The 17,136-nt window shown below is 60.2% G+C and carries 15 protein-coding genes; 10 read left to right on the top strand and 5 right to left on the bottom strand.

From position 1 onward, the window contains the following. Window positions 1-15: 15 nt before the first annotated feature. The 7 genes from ACIO0C_RS24250 (at window position 16) to ACIO0C_RS24220 (ending at window position 8,194) form a co-directional block, all read left to right on the top strand. Window positions 16-1,773: a carbamoyltransferase gene (locus tag ACIO0C_RS24250; RefSeq protein ID WP_401315780.1), complete on the top strand. Its 1,758-nt coding sequence runs from the start codon at window positions 16-18 to the stop codon at window positions 1,771-1,773. Further along, complete coding sequence (locus ACIO0C_RS24245) at window positions 1,757-2,887, top strand: glycosyltransferase (RefSeq protein WP_401315778.1); 1,131 nt, start codon at window positions 1,757-1,759, stop codon at window positions 2,885-2,887. The genes ACIO0C_RS24250 and ACIO0C_RS24245 overlap by 17 nt, the downstream gene beginning before the upstream one ends. Beyond that, a complete protein-coding gene (locus ACIO0C_RS24240; RefSeq protein ID WP_401315776.1) occupies window positions 2,887-3,783 on the top strand; it encodes an antimicrobial resistance protein Mig-14 in 897 nt (298 codons plus the stop codon). The genes ACIO0C_RS24245 and ACIO0C_RS24240 overlap by 1 nt, the downstream gene beginning before the upstream one ends. Window positions 3,784-3,791: 8 nt before the next feature. Next, window positions 3,792-5,192: a PIG-L deacetylase family protein gene (locus ACIO0C_RS24235; protein WP_401315774.1), complete on the top strand. Its 1,401-nt coding sequence runs from the start codon at window positions 3,792-3,794 to the stop codon at window positions 5,190-5,192. Window positions 5,193-5,277: 85 nt separating this feature from the next. After that, window positions 5,278-6,234, top strand: coding sequence for a glycosyltransferase (locus ACIO0C_RS24230; RefSeq protein WP_401315772.1), 957 nt, complete (start codon window positions 5,278-5,280; stop codon window positions 6,232-6,234). A 55-nt stretch (window positions 6,235-6,289) separates the two neighbouring features. After that, window positions 6,290-7,051, top strand: a complete 762-nt coding sequence (locus tag ACIO0C_RS24225; protein WP_401315770.1) for a glycosyltransferase family 2 protein — start codon at window positions 6,290-6,292, stop codon at window positions 7,049-7,051. Window positions 7,052-7,099: 48 nt separating this feature from the next. Continuing rightward, window positions 7,100-8,194: a glycosyltransferase gene (locus ACIO0C_RS24220; protein ID WP_401315768.1), complete on the top strand. Its 1,095-nt coding sequence runs from the start codon at window positions 7,100-7,102 to the stop codon at window positions 8,192-8,194. Here the strand turns inward: ACIO0C_RS24220 and ACIO0C_RS24215 are convergent. Next, complete coding sequence (locus tag ACIO0C_RS24215; protein ID WP_401315799.1) at window positions 8,189-8,794, bottom strand: toluene tolerance protein; 606 nt, start codon at window positions 8,792-8,794, stop codon at window positions 8,189-8,191. The genes ACIO0C_RS24220 and ACIO0C_RS24215 overlap by 6 nt on opposite strands. 110 nt (window positions 8,795-8,904) lie before the next feature. On the opposite strand from ACIO0C_RS24215, the gene ACIO0C_RS24210 reads away from it, so the two are divergent. The 3 genes from ACIO0C_RS24210 (at window position 8,905) to hldE (ending at window position 13,521) form a co-directional block, all read left to right on the top strand. Beyond that, window positions 8,905-10,077: an O-antigen ligase family protein gene (locus ACIO0C_RS24210; protein ID WP_401315766.1), complete on the top strand. Its 1,173-nt coding sequence runs from the start codon at window positions 8,905-8,907 to the stop codon at window positions 10,075-10,077. Window positions 10,078-10,092: 15 nt separating this feature from the next. Then, window positions 10,093-11,898, top strand: coding sequence for a lipid A export permease/ATP-binding protein MsbA (gene msbA, locus ACIO0C_RS24205; protein ID WP_401315765.1), 1,806 nt, complete (start codon window positions 10,093-10,095; stop codon window positions 11,896-11,898). 198 nt (window positions 11,899-12,096) lie between these two features. Next, entirely contained in the window at window positions 12,097-13,521 is a 1,425-nt protein-coding gene (gene hldE, locus ACIO0C_RS24200) for a bifunctional D-glycero-beta-D-manno-heptose-7-phosphate kinase/D-glycero-beta-D-manno-heptose 1-phosphate adenylyltransferase HldE (protein ID WP_401315763.1), read from the top strand. A 111-nt stretch (window positions 13,522-13,632) separates the two neighbouring features. Here hldE and ACIO0C_RS24195 read toward each other — a convergent pair whose 3' ends face one another. From ACIO0C_RS24195 to ACIO0C_RS24180, 4 genes are all read right to left on the bottom strand, one after another. After that, complete coding sequence (locus tag ACIO0C_RS24195; RefSeq protein WP_401315762.1) at window positions 13,633-14,601, bottom strand: metal ABC transporter ATPase; 969 nt, start codon at window positions 14,599-14,601, stop codon at window positions 13,633-13,635. Window positions 14,602-14,634: 33 nt separating this feature from the next. Further along, the gene (locus tag ACIO0C_RS24190; RefSeq protein ID WP_008055695.1) at window positions 14,635-15,447 is read right to left on the bottom strand and encodes an aldo/keto reductase; all 813 of its coding nucleotides are present in this window, start codon (window positions 15,445-15,447) and stop codon (window positions 14,635-14,637) included. Then, entirely contained in the window at window positions 15,444-16,619 is a 1,176-nt protein-coding gene (locus ACIO0C_RS24185) for an NAD(P)/FAD-dependent oxidoreductase (protein ID WP_401315760.1), read from the bottom strand. The genes ACIO0C_RS24190 and ACIO0C_RS24185 overlap by 4 nt, the downstream gene beginning before the upstream one ends. A gap of 116 nt (window positions 16,620-16,735) precedes the next feature. Next, window positions 16,736-17,068, bottom strand: a complete 333-nt coding sequence (locus ACIO0C_RS24180; RefSeq protein WP_008055699.1) for a multidrug efflux SMR transporter — start codon at window positions 17,066-17,068, stop codon at window positions 16,736-16,738. Window positions 17,069-17,136: the final 68 nt, after the last annotated feature.

Raw genomic sequence — 17,136 nt, 5'->3', positions numbered from 1 at the left:
AGAGGCTAGACCCCTGTGGCATTGACGATTCTTGGCCTGTCCGGCGCCCTTAGCCATGATCCTTCCGCAGCCTTGTACATCGACGGCAAGCTGGTCGCGGCAGCGGAAGAAGAGCGCTTCGTACGCGATAAACATGCAAAGAACCGCATGCCCTACGAATCGGCGAAGTTCTGCCTGGAGCAGGCCGGCATCAAGCCTTCCGACGTTGACGTGGTTGCGATTCCGTTCGCACCGATCAGCCTGTTCGGCAAGGCACGCTGGCAGTACGCCAAGCGTTACTGGTACGCCCCGGACCGTGCACTTGATGCGATCCTGATGGGCAACCGTCGCTACAAGCGCTATCGCAACAAGATCGTCTGGTGTCTGGAGCAACTGGGCTTTGATCCGAAGAAGATCAAGATCGAGCCTGTTGAGCACCACCTGGCCCACGCCTCCAGCGCTTACCACTGCTCCGGTTTCAAAGAGAAAACCGCGATCCTCGGGATCGACGGCAAGGGCGAGTACGCCACGACGTTCTTCGGTTACGGCGAAAACGGCAAGATCCACAAGATCAAGGAATTCTTCGATCCAGATTCCCTCGGCGGCCTGTACGGCGCGATCACCGAGTTCCTCGGTTTCGACATGCTCGACGGTGAGTTCAAGGTCATGGGCATGGCGCCGTACGGCGACGCCAGCAAATACGATTTCTCGCGCCTGGCTTCCTTCGAAAACGGCGAGCTGGTAATCAACACCGACTACGCCAACGTCATCGGCCTGCGTCGTTACAAAGAGAAGGGCAAGGGTTACTACTTCTCGCCGAAGCTGATCGAGTGGCTGGGTCCCAAGCGCGAGGGCGACATCGCCGACGAGCCCTACATTCACTACGCCGCCAGCATTCAAGCGCTGTTCGAAAAAATTGCGTTGCAGATGATCGACCACTACCTGGGCGACGTGCTCAAGGAAACCGGCAAGCTGGCCTACGCCGGTGGCTGTGCGTTGAACGTCAAGCTCAACCAGAAAATCATCGCTCGCGACGACGTCAAGGAGCTGTTCGTACAGCCGGCGTCCGGCGATGCCGGTACCGCAGTCGGTGCTGCCGCCTATGTGTCCCACGCCCGCGGCGTGCCGGTCGAGAAAATGGAGCACGTCTATCTCGGCCCTTCGTACAGCAACGAAGACGTGATCGCTGCCTGTGCTCGTCACGAGAACAAGCCAACGTGGCGCAAGCTCGACAACATGCCGGAGCAGATCGCCAAGATCATGGTCGACGGCAACCCGGTGGCCTGGTTCCAGGGCCGCATGGAGTTCGGTCCGCGTGCACTGGGTGGTCGCTCGATCATCGGTTGCCCGAGCGTGGCCGGCGTGGCCGATCGCATCAACCACCAGATCAAGTTCCGCGAGCGCTGGAGGCCTTTCTGCCCGTCGATGCTCGACACCGTGGCGCCACAGATGATCAAGATCGATCACCCGGCTCCGTTCATGACCTTCACTTTCGAAGTGGCCGAAGAGTGGAAAACACGCGTGCCGGAAGTCGTTCACGAAGACGGCACTTCCCGGGCCCAGGTGCTCAAGCGCGAATACAACCCGCGCTACTACGACATGATGAAGGCGCTGGAAAACCTGACCGGTAACGGCGTGTCGCTGAACACCTCGCTCAACCGTCGTGGCGAACCGATGATCTGCTCGCCGACGGACGCCTTGAACATGTTCTTCGGTTCGGATCTACAGTATCTGATCATGGAAGACATCCTGGTGGTCAAAGAGGGCGCGAACGCATATGACACGCTCGGCTGAACGCCATGTGCTGCAGTTCTGTCACGGCTATGACGGGCCGTTCCTGGACTGCGCCCGGCAGTACGCCAGCCTGTTCGCGGGCACCGGCTATCGCGTGACCACGGTCTTTCTGACCGGGGTCGCCGACGCCGAGGTGGCCGCGGGTTGCGCCTCGGATGAAGTGTTGTTCATGGAGTACAGCTCCAAGGCCATTCGTGGCCTGAAGCTGGGCGCCATCGGCGATCTGCGCAAGATCGCCGCTTCGCGCAATTTCAGTTTCTGCATCGCCCATCGCTTCAAGCCGATCTACATCGCCTTGCTCGGCACCTCGTTGCCGGTGATTGGCGTGCACCATGCGTTTGACGATTACAAACGCGGCACACGCAAGCTCTTCGCGCATGTTTTCCGCAAGCGCCTGAGCCTGCTCGGGGTGTCCGATGCGGTGCGCGATGACATGCGCCAATGCCTGCCGAAGTGGCCGGCGGCAAGGATCCAGACACTGTATAACCGGATCGATGTGCCGGCTTTGCAGGCTAGCCAGGTGTCGGTCCGTGAGGCGCGGGAGACCCTCGGCCTGTCCGTGGATGCCTGGATTGTCGGCAACGTCGGCCGCCTGCATCCGGACAAGGACCAGGCCACGTTGTTGGACGGTTTTGCCGCGGCGCTGCCCGGTTTGCCGGCCAACAGCCAGCTGGTGATTCTCGGAAGCGGTCGTCTGGAACAGGATCTCAAGGCCCAGGCTCGCGAGCTGGGCATTGGCAACCGGGTGCTGTTCCTCGGTCAGGTCCCCGAGGCCCGGCGGTATTTCAGCGCTTTCGATGTGTTTGTCCTGAGTTCCGATCATGAACCATTCGGCATGGTGCTGCTCGAAGCCATGGCGGCAGGCGTACCGTTGCTCGCAACGGCCTGTGGCGGAGCGAAGGAAGTGGTCGAAGGCGTGGGCATCCTGTTCCCGCTGGGCGATGCCGAGCACCTGGCTCAAGGCCTGCAACATCTGGCTGCTATGGACGAGCAGCAACGTCGCCAGTGCGCCGAGCTGATGCTCGATCGCCTGCGTGAACGCTTCTCCGACCGCGCGGTGCGCGATGCTTTCTGGCACTTGCCGCACGTTACCGAACTGGCACAGAGGGGCTGATGCTCAACCGATTTCAAGGCTGGCGCGAACGCGGCTGGTCGCTATCCGATGCCTCGACCTATGCCGATACCTGGCAGCGTTATGGTGGCAGCGTCGCCACTCACCCGCTGGTGGTCGAGCGCCTGGCGCAGCTTGCCGGCATCCCCGTGCGATACCTGGCCTGGGAGCAAGGCGGCGAAATCAAGGCCGCGATTCCGACCTGGGGTCGCGACCTCGCCTTGTCCAAGGACGTGCTCAAGCGTAACGGCAAGAAGGGCTTGTTCGACCTTGGCAATGCCGAGATCATCCTGCCGGCTGCCGCCGATGCCCAGGCACCTTTGCGCCATCGTGGTCGCTACTTGTCGGCGCTCAACGAAAACCGTTTCACCGGCATCAGGCTGCAGGCCGAACAACTGGCCATGGCCCGCACGCCCGAAGAGCTGTCGAAGAAGTTTCGCTACAACCAGCGCCGCGAACTCAGGTTGCTGGAAGAGGCGGGAGGCGTCGTACGACCGGTTTCCGAGTTTTCCAGCCAGGAACTGGGGGCAATCTATTGCGATTTGTTCCTGCGCCGCTGGGGTTTCCCGGCGACCGGTGCCGAGCGCATGGCCGAGGTCATCGAGTTGTTGCGCGAGTTGCTGATCGGTTCGGTGATTTTCCTCAATGATGCTCCCATTGCCATTCAACTGGTGTACCGCGTCGAGACGCCGCAGTGGATCAGCGTCGAATACATCAATGGTGGAGTCGATCCCGAAACCCGCGAGTTCAGCCCCGGTAGCGTGCTGAGTTTTCTCAACACCCAAAGCGCCTGGGAGCACGCCAGGGCACTGGACAAGCCCCTGCGCTTTTCCTTTGGCCGTGCCGACCGGGAATATAAGGATCGCTGGTGCAACCCTGTGCCGGTCTACACCGTATGAGTCAAACCATGAGTCGCAAACAGCAATTGCTCAAGCGCCATCGGCGCAACAAACGCATCGGTCTGCTGGTCGCGCTGGGGCTGTTGATCCTGTCCGGCATTTTGGTGGTGTGGTGGTTGCCGCTGGTGCTGGCGGTGGTGGGTTGGGTGGCCCACGAAGCCTGGTTTGCCGATCACCTGTTCTATTCGGCGAAGGATGATTATCAGTACACCTTTGCCCCCTACACCCCGCAGCCCAAAGTGCACCTGAGCGGGGAGCATCTGCGCCTGGATGAGGGGGTCATGCTGGTCGACGACGCGACGCTGGTACTGGCCCTGAAGGTAAAAAGTACGTGGCTGGGACGCTTCTTCGATCCTGTGGTCGAGTTGGCGGGTGGCGACAACCCTGACCGGCAGACCTTCGAGCGGGGTGTGAATGGCCTGCGTTACCTCAACCTCAGTGGCCAGGCCCAGGTGCTGTCGCGCGGTGAGTTGCGTCTGCGCGGGCGATTCTGCCGGCTACAGGGCGAGCCTGTGTTGTGGGCGTTCGAGCATCCGGACTTTCGCCGTCAACGGGTGATGGTCATCGCCCCGCATGCCGATGATGCCGAGCTGGCGGCCTACGGTTTGTACAGCCAGGCGGACGAGGCCTGGATCGTCACGCTCACCGCCGGTGAAATCGAAGCCGAACATTATCAGCGCATGGGCATGAACAAGGTCGAGGCGGCGCGCCTGAAAGGCCGTTTGCGCGCCTGGGACAGCATTGCCGTGCCGCGCTGGGCCGGCGTCCCGCAAGCCCATTGCGTGCAGTTGGGCTATTTCTGCTTGCAACTGGCGACCATGCAGGCATCGCCCGCCAAGCCGATAGGTTCGCGGGAAGCGGATTTGCACGACACACGGTTGTTTCGCCAGTTGAATCCGTTTGGCCTGCCGGGCGATGTCGATGGCGCGCCAACCTGGAACAACCTGCAGGCGGATCTGCAAGCCCTGCTGCTGCGGGCCCGGCCTGAGGTGATCGTGTTGCCGCACCCGACCCTAGATCCCCATCCCGATCATATCTGTGCACAGGCCGCGGTGCTCGAAGCGCTCAAGGGGCTTGACTGGCAACCGACGCTGTTGGGGTATGCCAATCACCTGCATGACAACGATCGCTGGCCCATGGGTGATACCGGAACCGGTATTGCCCTGCCTCCTGTGTTCGATCTTGGCCAGCAGATGCATCCCTACTGCCTGCAGCTTTCCCTGGCTCAGCAGCGGGACAAGGCCATGGCATTGGCAATGATGCACGACCTGCAACCACCGGCTCCCTTCAAGCGTCGCATGCGGCGTGGGTTGCAGCGGTTGCTGGCGGGGCGGGCCGGTTCGCATTACGGCGAAAATGAATTTTTTCGCAAGGCTGTGCGGCGCCAGGAGCTGTTTTGGCGTTTGTAAGGTGTCATGGGCCTGAAGTTCGGCTGTCCGTGGGCAGCTTCGGTTTCAGGTGTTGCTCCATTTGCCTGTTGTGGCAAGGAAGACGATGAAAGTTCTATTTCTGGTGCAAAAAGATCAGCGTGCCATTCTGGACCGTCTGTACGACGGGGTGGCCGCTCATTGCGAGTGCGACTTGCGGTGGTTGAGCAGCAAGGAACAGCGCAACCTGCGCAGTTATTTCCGGCGTGAAGTCGATGTGTCGCGGTACGACCGGATCGTGTTTTTCCTGCGTTTCAAGCAGGAGATCCGCCAGGTCGGATTTATCCGCACGATTCCCAATCTGGTCATCCTCGAACACGACGCCTACCAGAACTACATTCCTTGCAAGTACACCGGCAAGTTCAGCGCGCACTACCGTCGCCTGCCGTGGGCGCGGGTCATCAGTTCCGGTTTCGTCGTCACCGAACGCCTGCGGGAAGAGGGATTCGATGCGGTGTTCGTTCCCAAGGGCTATGACCAGACGCAGCTTGAGGATCAGGGCCGCGAGCGGGATATCGAGCTGGCGTTCGTCGGCAGTACCAACAGCGTTGCCTACAGCGGTCGCAAGGCCCTGCTCGATGAGCTGGGGCGCGTCGAGCCCCTGGTCGTGACTCGTACCAAGTCGGGCGAGGAGTACCGCGATACGCTCAACCGCATTCGCTTTTTCGTCAGTGCCGATGTCGGTATGGGCGAGTTCATGATCAAGAATTTCGAGGCCATGGCCTGTGGTTGCGTATTGCTCGCCTATGATCAGGGCGCAGCGGAATGCCAGGCGCTGGGTTTGCAGGATATGCACAACGTGGTGTTGTATCAGGACATTGCACAGCTGCAGGAAAAGCTGGCCAGATTGCGCAGCGACCCACAACTGGCGCAGCGTATCGCTCGCAATGGACGGGAGCTGGCGGTCAGCCAGTTCAGCTTTGCACGCATCGGCCAGCGAATCGTCGAAGAGCTTGAACCTGCCCTGCGTGCTCGCGCGCCGTTAAGTCTGTTGGAAAGAATTCGACTCAATTTGGGTATTTGACAAGCGTTGGCCGGCCATTGATATTGCTGGCCACTTTTACTCTGTTGAGACAGCCGTGCATTTTTCCCACGAAAGTGACATCACGCTTGTGGTCACAAGCTGTGGTCGCCTGGATCTGCTCAAGACTACGCTCGAGAGCTTCGATCGATTCAATACGGCCCCCATCCGTGAAGTGTTCATCACCGAAGATGCCGGTGACGAAGGGGTTCACGCGGTCATTCCAGTCAACTGGAAGGATCACTGCACGGTGTTCGTCAATCGGCCCAAGCTGGGTCAGTTGGCGTCGATCGATCTGGCCTACGAACACGTCAGCACGAGCTACATCTTCCATTGCGAGGATGACTGGGAATTCTATCGCCCAGGGTTTGTGGAAGACTCCATGACCGTTCTCCAATCCCGCCCGGAAATCCTGCAAGTGTGGCTGCGTAGCTATACTCATGATCTGCGGGTTCACAGCCCCTACATTCATCTGGGGCCGCGTGAGGTCGTCGGTGGAGTGGCTTGCCATCCATTGATTTCCGACAAGCCGGAGTGGCAGGGGTTCTCGCTGAACCCGGGCCTGCGCCGGATAAAGGAATATCGATTGTGCGCGCCATTTTCCGGGCACGGTGGCGAGAAAGCGCTGTCACAGCGATACGCACAGTTGAATCTGACTGCCCTGACGCTTGAAGCAGACGCAGTCATGCACACCGGGTTTGGCCTGCACGTGCAAACGCCTATCGAGCGACAGCGCAAGGCGCGTCGCAGTCGGCGCGAACAGGTCAAGTTCGTTTTGTTTTTGTTGTTGGGAGTCTGCATTGGCTGGTCCATCAAGTAGCGACACCGCAGCGTATCCCCATAACCTTTTGTATTGGCTGCTTGCCCTATGAGTATTCTCAACGTGATGTGGGCCGGCGGTGCTCCATTTGCCTCCATCCACAAGGTGCATCAGCAGATACTGTCTCAGGCCTTGCCCTCGGCCCCGGTGAAAACCTGGTTGCTTCAGGGGGGCGCCGCCGAATGTGGGGTGAACGTTGGTGAAATACGGGAATGGGGGCTGTCTTCTGCCCGATTGAAAGGGCGGCATTTCTGGCGATTGACCAAACCCTGGATGCGAGCCCGGTTTCACCGCGCCCTCAAGGACAGCGATGCGCGTCTGCTGTTGCTTGACGGGTTGGGGGTAGCGCGCGCGCTGTTGCCGGTACTCAAGGCATTGCCGCATATCCGCGTCGTGGTCATTTTTCATGGATCGACGCGACTGCATGCGGGTGATCGAGCGCTCTTCCAACAGCTCCCGTCTTCCCAGCTGGCATTGGCTGCAGTGTCGAACACCCTCGCAACCTCATTGAGCCGTGACTTGCAGGTACCGGTCGTGACATTGCGCAGTGCCTTTGAGCCTGCCGCTTTCCACCGCGATCTACTTCCCAGGGAAGAGGCGCTGACTCGCTTGGGCCTGCCTGCGGACGGTGGGCCGGTATTGGGAGCGGTGGGGCGCCTGGTTTCGGAAAAGGGCTTCAGTTGCCTGCTCGATGCTTTCGCGGCGGCATTGCAGGAACGCGCCGACCTGAGATTGGTCATTGTCGGGGAGGGCAGCACCCGTGCCACGCTGCAAGCGCGTATCGATGAGTTGGGCCTGCGTGAGCGAGTCTTGCTGCCGGGCCATCTCGATGATGCGGCGCGTCTTTACCGTGCATTCGACTGGGTCGCGATCCCTTCGCGGGAGGAGGGCCTGGGGCTGATCATGCAGGAGGCGGTCATGGCGGGCGTTCCGGTACTGTGCAGTGAGTTGCCGGTATTTCGCGAACAGTTGGCCGATGCCGGCTGGTACGCCCCGGTTGATGATGTGAATGCCTGGCGCGAAGCGATCTTGCGAGCGTTCAGCGTCTCTGCCGAAGCGGTCGCCGCCGATCAGTTCCAGGTGTTAGGGCCGGATCAAGCCTGGCTGAGCTTCAGCCAGACCGCCCGTGCACTACTCTCATGAGGGCAGCACTGCCTGCTCCAATGCTTGCATCGGAAAGCTGTCGTTCAGGTTCTCGCGCGCAATATAGCGCGCGAAGTGTTGCAGGTTGCGTTTGATCAAGTGGCGAGGCAATGGGGCTCGCAGGAAGCGCATGTCAGCCACATCAATCAGGCCCATGCGATTGTCGGGCGTGATCACGATGTTGCCCAGATGCAGTGACCGGAAGTAGATCCCCGACTGATGAAGGCTGCGAATCAGTCCGGCCAGTTCCGGCAAGGCTTGCGGCCAGTTGAAACCGTCCTTGCTGGCGACCTGGCGCAGGGTCTGGCCTGGCAGTGGCTGGTACAGCACGGCTGTCATGCCCGGCGCCTGCAGTCGGTAATACTGCAGGACCTGCAAGGTCGGTACGCCGCGTCTTTGCAGTTCGGCGGCATTGTCGATGAAGCGTTTCGAGTAAGGCCGAAACAAGGCGGATGAAAAAATACGCTTGCGGCGAAACAGTTTGAGGATATTCCCATCTGGCAACAGGTAGACTTTTGGCCCGTAACTGTCGGCTTCCAATACTTTGGCACCGTCAATCATTTGATTCAGGGCGGCTTGAGGGAGCCGGGAACATTGCATCGTAGAAAGCCTTGTTGGAAGAACGGGGCGCCATGGCGGGCAATGATGCCGAAAAAATTCAGCTTTAACCATGTCGGGTTGGGTAGGCGAACGCTTACAGGAGCAATTTGATGCAAGAAACACGTTGGGCGCAAGCATGGATGGCAGTAGGTCTTTTATGGTTTTTGTTGGCCATCGCCATTGCGCCTACCAACAAGCTGTATCAGCAAGGCTTGGTGGTGTTTCTCTGGTTGCCTGCAATCATGCTCTGCTGGCCCGCACGGGCCCGGCTTCGGGAATTGTTCCATGGCCAGCGCTGGATCTACCTGCCGATGCTCGGGCTGGTGATCTGGTCACTGCTCAGTCTTTCATGGTCAAACACGCCTGATCTGGAACGCGCAGCCAAACGCCTGCTGTACATCGTGGTGTTCCTGTTGTTTTTTCCGGTTCTCGCCAATGCCCGACCCGAGCGTGTGATCCGCATCATGCAATGGGGGGGTATAGGGCTTGCTGTCACTGCGCTGGTGGCGATCATCAAGTTTTATGGAATGCATGGCAACGACTGGAGTTCACGTGTGGAAGGGCTGGGCGAATTGGCCCATCCGATTCTCGGCGGCTACGTCATCGGGCTGGCAGCGGTGTGGCTGGTGCTTTGGGCTCCGCGTAATGGCGTGATGCAGGTGGTCTGTGCTGTTGCGTTGGGCTTTCTGGGCGTATTTGTCCTGCTCAGCCAGAGTCGCGGCGCTGCCTTGGCACTGTTTCTCACGATACTTGCGATGCCGATCTGGTGCCGTGACCGGCGCAGTCGCATCATCGCGGCGCTCGCACTGATCATCGCCATGCTGGCGTTCTGGTTTTTCGAATCTCTGGTCCTGGCGCGCGGCGCTTCCTATCGCCCGCAGATCCTGATGGCCAGTTTGCAAATGATCGCTGAACACCCATGGCGTGGCCTGGGCCTTGGCAGTAACTACAGGGTGTTTGCCGATGGGCAGTATTTTGACCATGCCCATAACCTGTTCACCCATGTGGCCATCGAGCTGGGTGTGCCAGGGTTATTGTTGTGGGTTGCGACATGGATCGCTGTGCTGCGCGAGGCCTGGAAGGTTCGGGAAACACTCTATGCCAAGGGAATCATCGGCATATGGTTGTTCTCTACCCTGGCGATGCAATTCGACGCTGCCAGCCTGAACGGGACGCCGAGGGCTGAATGGTTTATCAGCTGGTTGCCCATCGGCCTGGCCAGTGTTTTGGTATGGGCGCGGGCCAATCCCGACGCTTGTGATAAAATTTCGCGTTCTTCCTAACCAGTGAGCTCTACGATGAGTGACGCACCGCCCAAAGCGGGACAGGACTCCAGCCTGAAAATTTATTTTCGGCTGTTGGGGTATGTAAAACCTTATCTCGGCCTTTTCTTGCTGAGTATCGTGGGCTTCGTGATCTTTGCCTCCACCCAGCCGATGCTGGCGGGGATTCTCAAGTATTTCGTCGATGGCCTGAGCAATCCTGAAGCGGTGCTCTTCCCCAACGTCCCCTATCTGAAGGACTTGCAGCTGCTGATGGCGGTGCCATTGTTGATCATCCTGATCGCGGCGTGGCAAGGCCTGGGCTCGTTCCTCGGCAACTATTACCTGGCGAAGGTTTCATTGGGGCTGGTGCATGACCTTCGCGTCGAGTTGTTCAATAAATTGCTGGTCCTGCCGAACCGCTACTTCGATACCCACAATTCCGGGCATCTGATCTCGCGCATCACGTTCAACGTGACTATGGTGACCGGTGCCGCCACCGATGCCATCAAGGTGGTGATCCGCGAAGGCCTTACCGTGGTCTTCCTGTTTGCCTACCTGCTGTGGATGAACTGGAAGCTGACCATCGTGATGCTGGCTATCCTGCCGCTGATAGCACTCATGGTGGGTAATACCAGCAAGAAATTCCGCAAGCAGAGCAAGAAGATCCAGGTGGCCATGGGCGATGTGACCCATGTAGCGTCCGAGACCATCCAGGGTTATCGCGTAGTGCGCAGCTTCGGTGGCGAGAGCTACGAAAAGCAACGATTTGCCGCCGCCAGCCAGGGCAATACCGACAAGCAACTGCGCATGACCAAGACCGGCGCGGTCTATACGCCGATGTTGCAACTGGTGATCTACACCGCCATGGCCGTGCTGATGTTCCTGGTGCTGTTCCTGCGCGGTGATGCAACCGCCGGTGACCTGGTGGCCTATATCACTGCGGCGGGTCTGCTGCCCAAGCCGATCCGGCAGCTGTCGGAAGTCAGTTCGACCATTCAGAAAGGTGTCGCCGGTGCCGAAAGCATTTTCGAGCAACTGGACGTCGAGCCGGAAGTCGACCGCGGTACCGTCGAGCGTGATCGCGTCAATGGCTACCTTGAGGTGCGCAACCTGAGCTTTACCTATCCCGAGACAGATCGTGAGGTGCTGAAGAACATCAGCTTCACCGCAGCGCCGGGGCAGATGATCGCACTGGTGGGTCGCTCTGGCAGCGGCAAATCGACACTCGCCAGCCTGATACCGCGCTTCTACCATCATGAAGTCGGTGAGATTCTGCTCGACGATGTCGAAATCGAAGACTATCGCTTGCGCAATCTGCGTCGGCACGTCGCGCAAGTCACGCAACATGTGACCCTGTTCAACGACACCATCGCCAACAATATCGCCTATGGTGATCTGGCTGGCGCACCTCGCGCCGACATTGAAAAGGCTGCAGCGGACGCCTATGCAATGGACTTCATCGCTCAGATGCCGCAAGGCCTGGATACTCAGGTCGGGGAAAACGGCGTACTGCTGTCCGGTGGTCAGCGCCAGCGCCTGGCGATTGCCAGGGCCTTGCTGAAAAATGCTCCGTTGCTGATTCTCGACGAAGCAACCTCGGCACTCGATACCGAGTCCGAGCGCCATATCCAGGCTGCGCTGGATCAAGTCATGAAGGGGCGTACCACGCTGGTCATCGCCCACCGGTTGTCGACGATCGAAAAGGCCGACCTGATTCTGGTGATGGACCACGGCGAAATCGTCGAGCGTGGCACCCACACTCAATTGCTGGCGCACAATGGCTACTATTCGCGCCTGCATGCGATGGGGCTCGATACGCCGGCCGAAGACATCGCCTGACTCCGACATCAGGGTGAGCCTGGCTCACCCTGATGCTCTAGCGGCGTGCAATGCGCCCAACGAGTGAGTCCATGCTCCGATTTGCTCAATAAATGATCAAAAAGCCTTGTCGCAAGATCCCGTTGCAGCCGTCACACAAGCCGGTGCCCACCCTGTGTTAATATCGCGCCCCTGTTCATTTTGTATGTGGGTTGCTCCATGAAGTTGTCCATGCCGCGATTCGATCAAGCCCCTGTCTTGGTGGTCGGCGATGTCATGCTCGACCGTTACTGGCATGGTGGTACCTCACGGATTTCCCCTGAGGCGCCAGTACCGGTAGTCAAGGTCGATCACATCGAGGACCGCCCGGGCGGTGCCGCCAACGTTGCGTTGAACATTGCCGCCCTCGGCGCGCCGGCCTCGCTGGTCGGCGTGACCGGCGACGATGAAGCCGCCGACAGCCTGGTCAATAGCCTCAAGGGTGCCGGTGTGCGCGCATTGTTCCAGCGCATTGCCCACCAGCCGACCATCGTCAAGCTGCGGGTCATGAGCCGTCACCAGCAACTGCTGCGCATCGACTTCGAAGAACCGTTCGCCACCGACGCCCTGGCGTTGTCCGTGCAAGTCGACGAATTGCTCGAAGGCATCAAGGTGCTGGTGCTGTCCGACTACGGCAAAGGCGCGCTGAAAAACCATCAAGTGCTGATCCAGGCCGCCCGTGCCCGTGGCATTCCGGTGCTGGCCGATCCCAAGGGCAAGGATTTTTCGATCTACCGTGGCGCGAGCCTGATCACGCCGAACCTTAGCGAATTCGAAACCATCGTCGGTGGTTGCGCCGATGAGCATGATTTGGTGAACAAGGGCGCGCAGCTGATGCGCGACCTGGACCTTGGCGCCCTGTTGGTAACCCGTGGTGAACACGGCATGACCTTGCTGCGCCCGGATCATCCAGCATTGCACCTGCCGGCACGCGCCCGTGAAGTGTTCGACGTGACCGGTGCTGGGGATACGGTAATTTCTACCCTGGCCGCGGCGATTGCCGCCGGTGAAGAACTGCCGCATGCGGTGGGCCTGGCCAATTTGGCGGCAGGCATCGTGGTCGGCAAGCTCGGTACGGCGGCCATCAGCGCGCCGGAGCTGCGTCGTGCCATCCAGCGCGATCAGGGTTCAGAGCGCGGCGTGCTGGGCCTTGAGCAGTTGCTGCTGGCAGTCGACGACGCCCGTGCGCACAACGAGAAAATCGTTTTCACCAACGGCTGCTTCGACATCCTGCATGCCGGGCACGTGACGTACCTGGAGCAGGCGCGGGCGCAAGGCGATCGCCTGATCGTTGCGGTCAACGACGATGCGTCGGTCAGTCGCCTGAAAGGGCCCGGCCGTCCAATCAACAGTGTCGACCGGCGCATGGCCGTGCTGGCAGGGTTGGGCGCGGTGGACTGGGTGATCAGCTTCCCTGAAGGCACACCGGAAAACCTGCTGCGCGAGGTCAAGCCGGACGTGTTGGTCAAGGGTGGGGACTACGGGATTGACCAGGTGGTCGGCGCGGACATCGTGACCGCTTACGGCGGGACCGTGAAAGTGCTGGGGCTGGTGGAAAACAGCTCAACGACCGCAATTGTCGAGAAAATCCGCAAGTCCGAATGACGCTCTGATCATTCCCACGCTCTGCGTGGGAATGCCTCTATGGACGCTCTGCGTCCGCTGTTGGGACGCGAAGCGTCCCGGGCTGCATTCCTTTGCTGCTCGTGGGAACGATCAGGGGCGTGCAGCCTTACGCGGCACGATCTTCTTCAGCAGTTGCCTGGCCTTGCCACGCAACCGCGCCAATCCCGAATCCTTCCCCGGCGGCGTCAAACCCTGCTGTCGCACCCAGTCCTTCCAGCGAATCCGCTCATCCTTCACCAACCAGCCTTCTTGCCGGGCAAAACTTTCGGCCAGGTACAGTCCGCGGGTGCTCGCCGAGTGCAATTGATCCTTTTTCAAGGTGTAGAGCTCGGCCGTGGGGTGTCCGTCCCGCAAAGGCATCAGGTACAGGTCGGGGCGTTTTCGATCCAGGCGGGCCACCAGCTGATCACCTTCCAGTCGTTCGTCTACGTGAAACAGGCTCAGGGACTTTGCTTCCTTGGGGACCTCCAGGCGCAAGTCGTAAATCAATTGCAGCGATGCGGTCGGCAAGTGCACGTAGGCCCGTGGCCGTTCGATCAGTGGTAGGTTGGCGCAGCGCACCGGCCGCGCCGAGCCGGACAGCGGCGACAGGCGAAACGGCAGGGCTTCGCGGTAATGCAGTGCGCTGGAGTAGGGGGCGGGTAGCCAGGTGTCGTTGAAGCGCCCGCCGAGCCAGCCTTCCGGGGTTTCCAGCAGGCACTCTTCGGCGACTTCCTGGATTGCCGTGTGCAGCGGCAGGTTCAGCTCATGGGCGGGCACGTAGCCGGAAATCAGCTTGAGCACCACGTCGCCGCGATCCTGCCGCCGTTGACGGACCAGCACCCAGTAATCGCGATTCTGCCAATGCAGTGTCAGGCGTACGGAAACCCCGAGGTTGGCTAATTCAAGGGAAAACCTTTCCGTATCAGCGACAGTCACGGGGCGTCGACGTTGCAGGATCTGGGCGAAATTCAACGGCCTCCCGACGCTCTGATAACTCAGGCCTTCGGGAGTCGCTTCGACGAATAACGGCAGGGTCTTGAAGTTGCTCGGATTCTTTCTAATGAGCGTACGCGGCATGTCGGCTCCTGCTTAAGGCCGCGTGGGGCGGCATCAGTTGCTACGTAGGACCTGGGCAACGGTCGCCACGTTATGGGCGAGGTGCAGCGGATTGATCGTTCCGACAATAGCGCTGGCCACACCTGGATGTTCGAACAACAATTGGAAACTGGCGCGCACCGGGTCTACGCCTGGACTCAGGCACACATGACCGCTGGCGAGGGCTTTTTTGACCAGAATGGCTTTGCCATGAGCAGCAGCATAGTCAATGACCGCCTTTTCGCTTTGCTCGTTCAGATTGTAGGTGACCATTGCGCAATCACCTTGCTCCAGCGCTTTCAAGCCGCCTTCGACGGTTTTACCGGAAAAACCGAAGCCACGAATCTTGCCTTCGGCCTTGAGCGCGGCAAGGGTGGCATAGACTTCGCTGTCTTCGAGGATCGTCAGGTCGTTGCCGTCGGAGTGCACCAATACCAGGTCGATGAAATCGGTCTCGAGGCGTTGCAGACTGCGCTCTACAGAGAAGCGGGTGTGCGCGGCGCTGAAGTCGTGGCGGGACTGGCCGTCGGCAAACTCCTCGCCGACCTTGCTGACGATCACCCAATCCTGACGTTGACCACGCAGCAGCGGGCCAAGGCGCTCTTCGCTACGCCCATAGGCCGGAGCTGTGTCGATCAGGTTAATACCCAGGTCACGTGTGAGCTTGAGCAGCATCCGCGCTTCATTGTCGTCGGGGATCTGGAAGCCATTGGGGTACTTCACGCCTTGGTCACGGCCGAGTTTTACGGTGCCCAGGCCCAGGGGCGACACCAGCAGGCCGGTGCTGCCCAGGGGACGATGCAGGTCGTGCAGAGTCGGTTGGCTCATGGCAGCAGTTGCTCCCAGGCCGGGACGGCCATCGGCGGTTTTGGCAGCGGCGGCAATTCGGTGACCGGACCCGGTTGAATGCCATCGCGGGCAAGGCTGGCGATCACCCGGTCGGCGAAGTCCGGTGCCAGTGCCAGTTTGGTTGGCCAGCCCACCAGCAAGCGACCTTCTTCGGCAACAAAGGCGTTGTCGGGACGGGTCAGCCCCGATTGCAGCGGCTCCGCGCGGTCCACGCGCAAGGTTGCCCAGCGCGCCGTGCCGAGATCGATCCATGGCAGCAACTGGCCAAGTTCTTTCTGTGCGGTGGCGATTTGTTCGGCGGGCTCACGAGTCACGCCTTCGGTTTCAGCGATATCGCCGCCCAGGTACCAGACCCACTGACCATCGGCCGCCGGGTGCGTGGTCACGGTAATGCGTGGTTTGGTTCCACCGCCCAGGCAATGGGCGTACAGCGGTTTGAGGCCTGGGCCTTTGGCGATGATCATGTGCAACGGGCGGCGTTGCATGGCGGGCTGGGTCAGCCCCAGCGCTTCAAGCAACGCCGCCGTTCCGCCTCCGGCGCTCAAGACGATGCGCTGGGCGCGGATTTCGCGTTCGTCCACCTTCAGGCCGACCAGCACGCCACCCTCCAGCAGCGGCTCGATCTTCTGGCCAGCAAGCAGGCCGTCGCCCGCGAGGTCAGCCAGGCGCTGGATCAGGCTTGGTACGTCGATCACCAGTTCCGCCAGGCGATAGACCTTGCCCTTGAAGCGTTTGTCTTGCAGGGCCGGTGGCAGTTGGTCGCCCTTGACCTGATCGACGCGACCGCGCACGGCTTTGCTGGCGAAGAAGCTGGTGAGGTTGCCGGCAATCGTGCCTGGGGACCAGAGGTAGTGGGCTTCGGACAGCAGGCGCACGCCCGACAGGTCCAGTTCGCCATCCCCGGCCAGGGCTTCACGCCAGCGTCGCGGCATGTCGGCGATGGCTTCCGAGGCGCCGGTCAGGGCGCCGTGCAGTGCGTACTTGGCCCCGCCATGGATGATGCCTTGGGACTTCACGCTTTGTCCGCCGCCGAGGCTGGCGTTTTCCACCAGCACGGTCGAAAAACCCTGGCGTCGCAGGCGCGCATTCAGCCAGAGGCCGGCGACACCAGCGCCGACAATGAGAACGTCGGTGGAAATAACGGATGGCATGCAGCGACCTCAGTGTTTGAGCGAAGCTGCAAGTTTCAAGCTTCAAGCTTCAAGCTGCAAGCAAGAGCCAGAGAATATCCCTCTTGCAGCTTATGGCTTGCAGCTTACAACTGCTTTTAGTGCCCGGCAGTTTTCGAGAACAGCTGGATCACCACAACCCCCAGCACAATCATCGCCATCCCCAGCATCGCCGGCACATCCAGCTTCTGCCCATAGATGAACAGTGCCGCGACGCTGACCATCACGATGCCCATGCCGGCCCATACCGCGTAAGCCACGCCCACCGGTACGCTGCGCACCACCAGGGTCAGCATCCAGAAGGCGATGCCGTAGCCGACGATGACCAGCAGCAGCGGCAGCGGGGTACTGAAGCCTTTGACCGCTTTCATCGAAACAGTGGCAATCACTTCGGCGCAGATGGCAATGGCCAGGTAGTAGTAAGCGGTCATGGGTCAATCCTCGTATGAAGTGTTGCTTGCTGAGTTCGGCATTCTAGAGATTCTCCAGATGCGGTAAA

The organism is Pseudomonas sp. NPDC087336, from assembly GCF_044744285.1.
Taxonomy (GTDB): domain Bacteria; phylum Pseudomonadota; class Gammaproteobacteria; order Pseudomonadales; family Pseudomonadaceae; genus Aquipseudomonas.
This window is presented reverse-complemented; position numbering and strand designations above follow the sequence as displayed.

Bases quoted from the DNA above. Each gene is read 5' to 3' on its own strand.
- msbA (WP_401315765.1), top strand. From the start codon at position 10,093: ATGAGTGACGCACCGCCCAAAGCGGGACAGGACTCCAGCCTGAAAATT.
- ACIO0C_RS24245 (WP_401315778.1), top strand. From the start codon at position 1,757: ATGACACGCTCGGCTGAACGCCATGTGCTGCAGTTCTGTCACGGCTAT.
- ACIO0C_RS24240 (WP_401315776.1), top strand. From the start codon at position 2,887: ATGCTCAACCGATTTCAAGGCTGGCGCGAACGCGGCTGGTCGCTATCC.
- ACIO0C_RS24195 (WP_401315762.1), bottom strand. From the start codon at position 14,601: ATGCCGCGTACGCTCATTAGAAAGAATCCGAGCAACTTCAAGACCCTG.
- ACIO0C_RS24210 (WP_401315766.1), top strand. From the start codon at position 8,905: ATGCAAGAAACACGTTGGGCGCAAGCATGGATGGCAGTAGGTCTTTTA.
- ACIO0C_RS24185 (WP_401315760.1), bottom strand. From the start codon at position 16,619: ATGCCATCCGTTATTTCCACCGACGTTCTCATTGTCGGCGCTGGTGTC.
- ACIO0C_RS24190 (WP_008055695.1), bottom strand. From the start codon at position 15,447: ATGAGCCAACCGACTCTGCACGACCTGCATCGTCCCCTGGGCAGCACC.
- ACIO0C_RS24235 (WP_401315774.1), top strand. From the start codon at position 3,792: ATGAGTCGCAAACAGCAATTGCTCAAGCGCCATCGGCGCAACAAACGC.
- ACIO0C_RS24220 (WP_401315768.1), top strand. From the start codon at position 7,100: ATGAGTATTCTCAACGTGATGTGGGCCGGCGGTGCTCCATTTGCCTCC.
- ACIO0C_RS24180 (WP_008055699.1), bottom strand. From the start codon at position 17,068: ATGACCGCTTACTACTACCTGGCCATTGCCATCTGCGCCGAAGTGATT.
- ACIO0C_RS24215 (WP_401315799.1), bottom strand. From the start codon at position 8,794: ATGCAATGTTCCCGGCTCCCTCAAGCCGCCCTGAATCAAATGATTGAC.
- ACIO0C_RS24230 (WP_401315772.1), top strand. From the start codon at position 5,278: ATGAAAGTTCTATTTCTGGTGCAAAAAGATCAGCGTGCCATTCTGGAC.
- hldE (WP_401315763.1), top strand. From the start codon at position 12,097: ATGAAGTTGTCCATGCCGCGATTCGATCAAGCCCCTGTCTTGGTGGTC.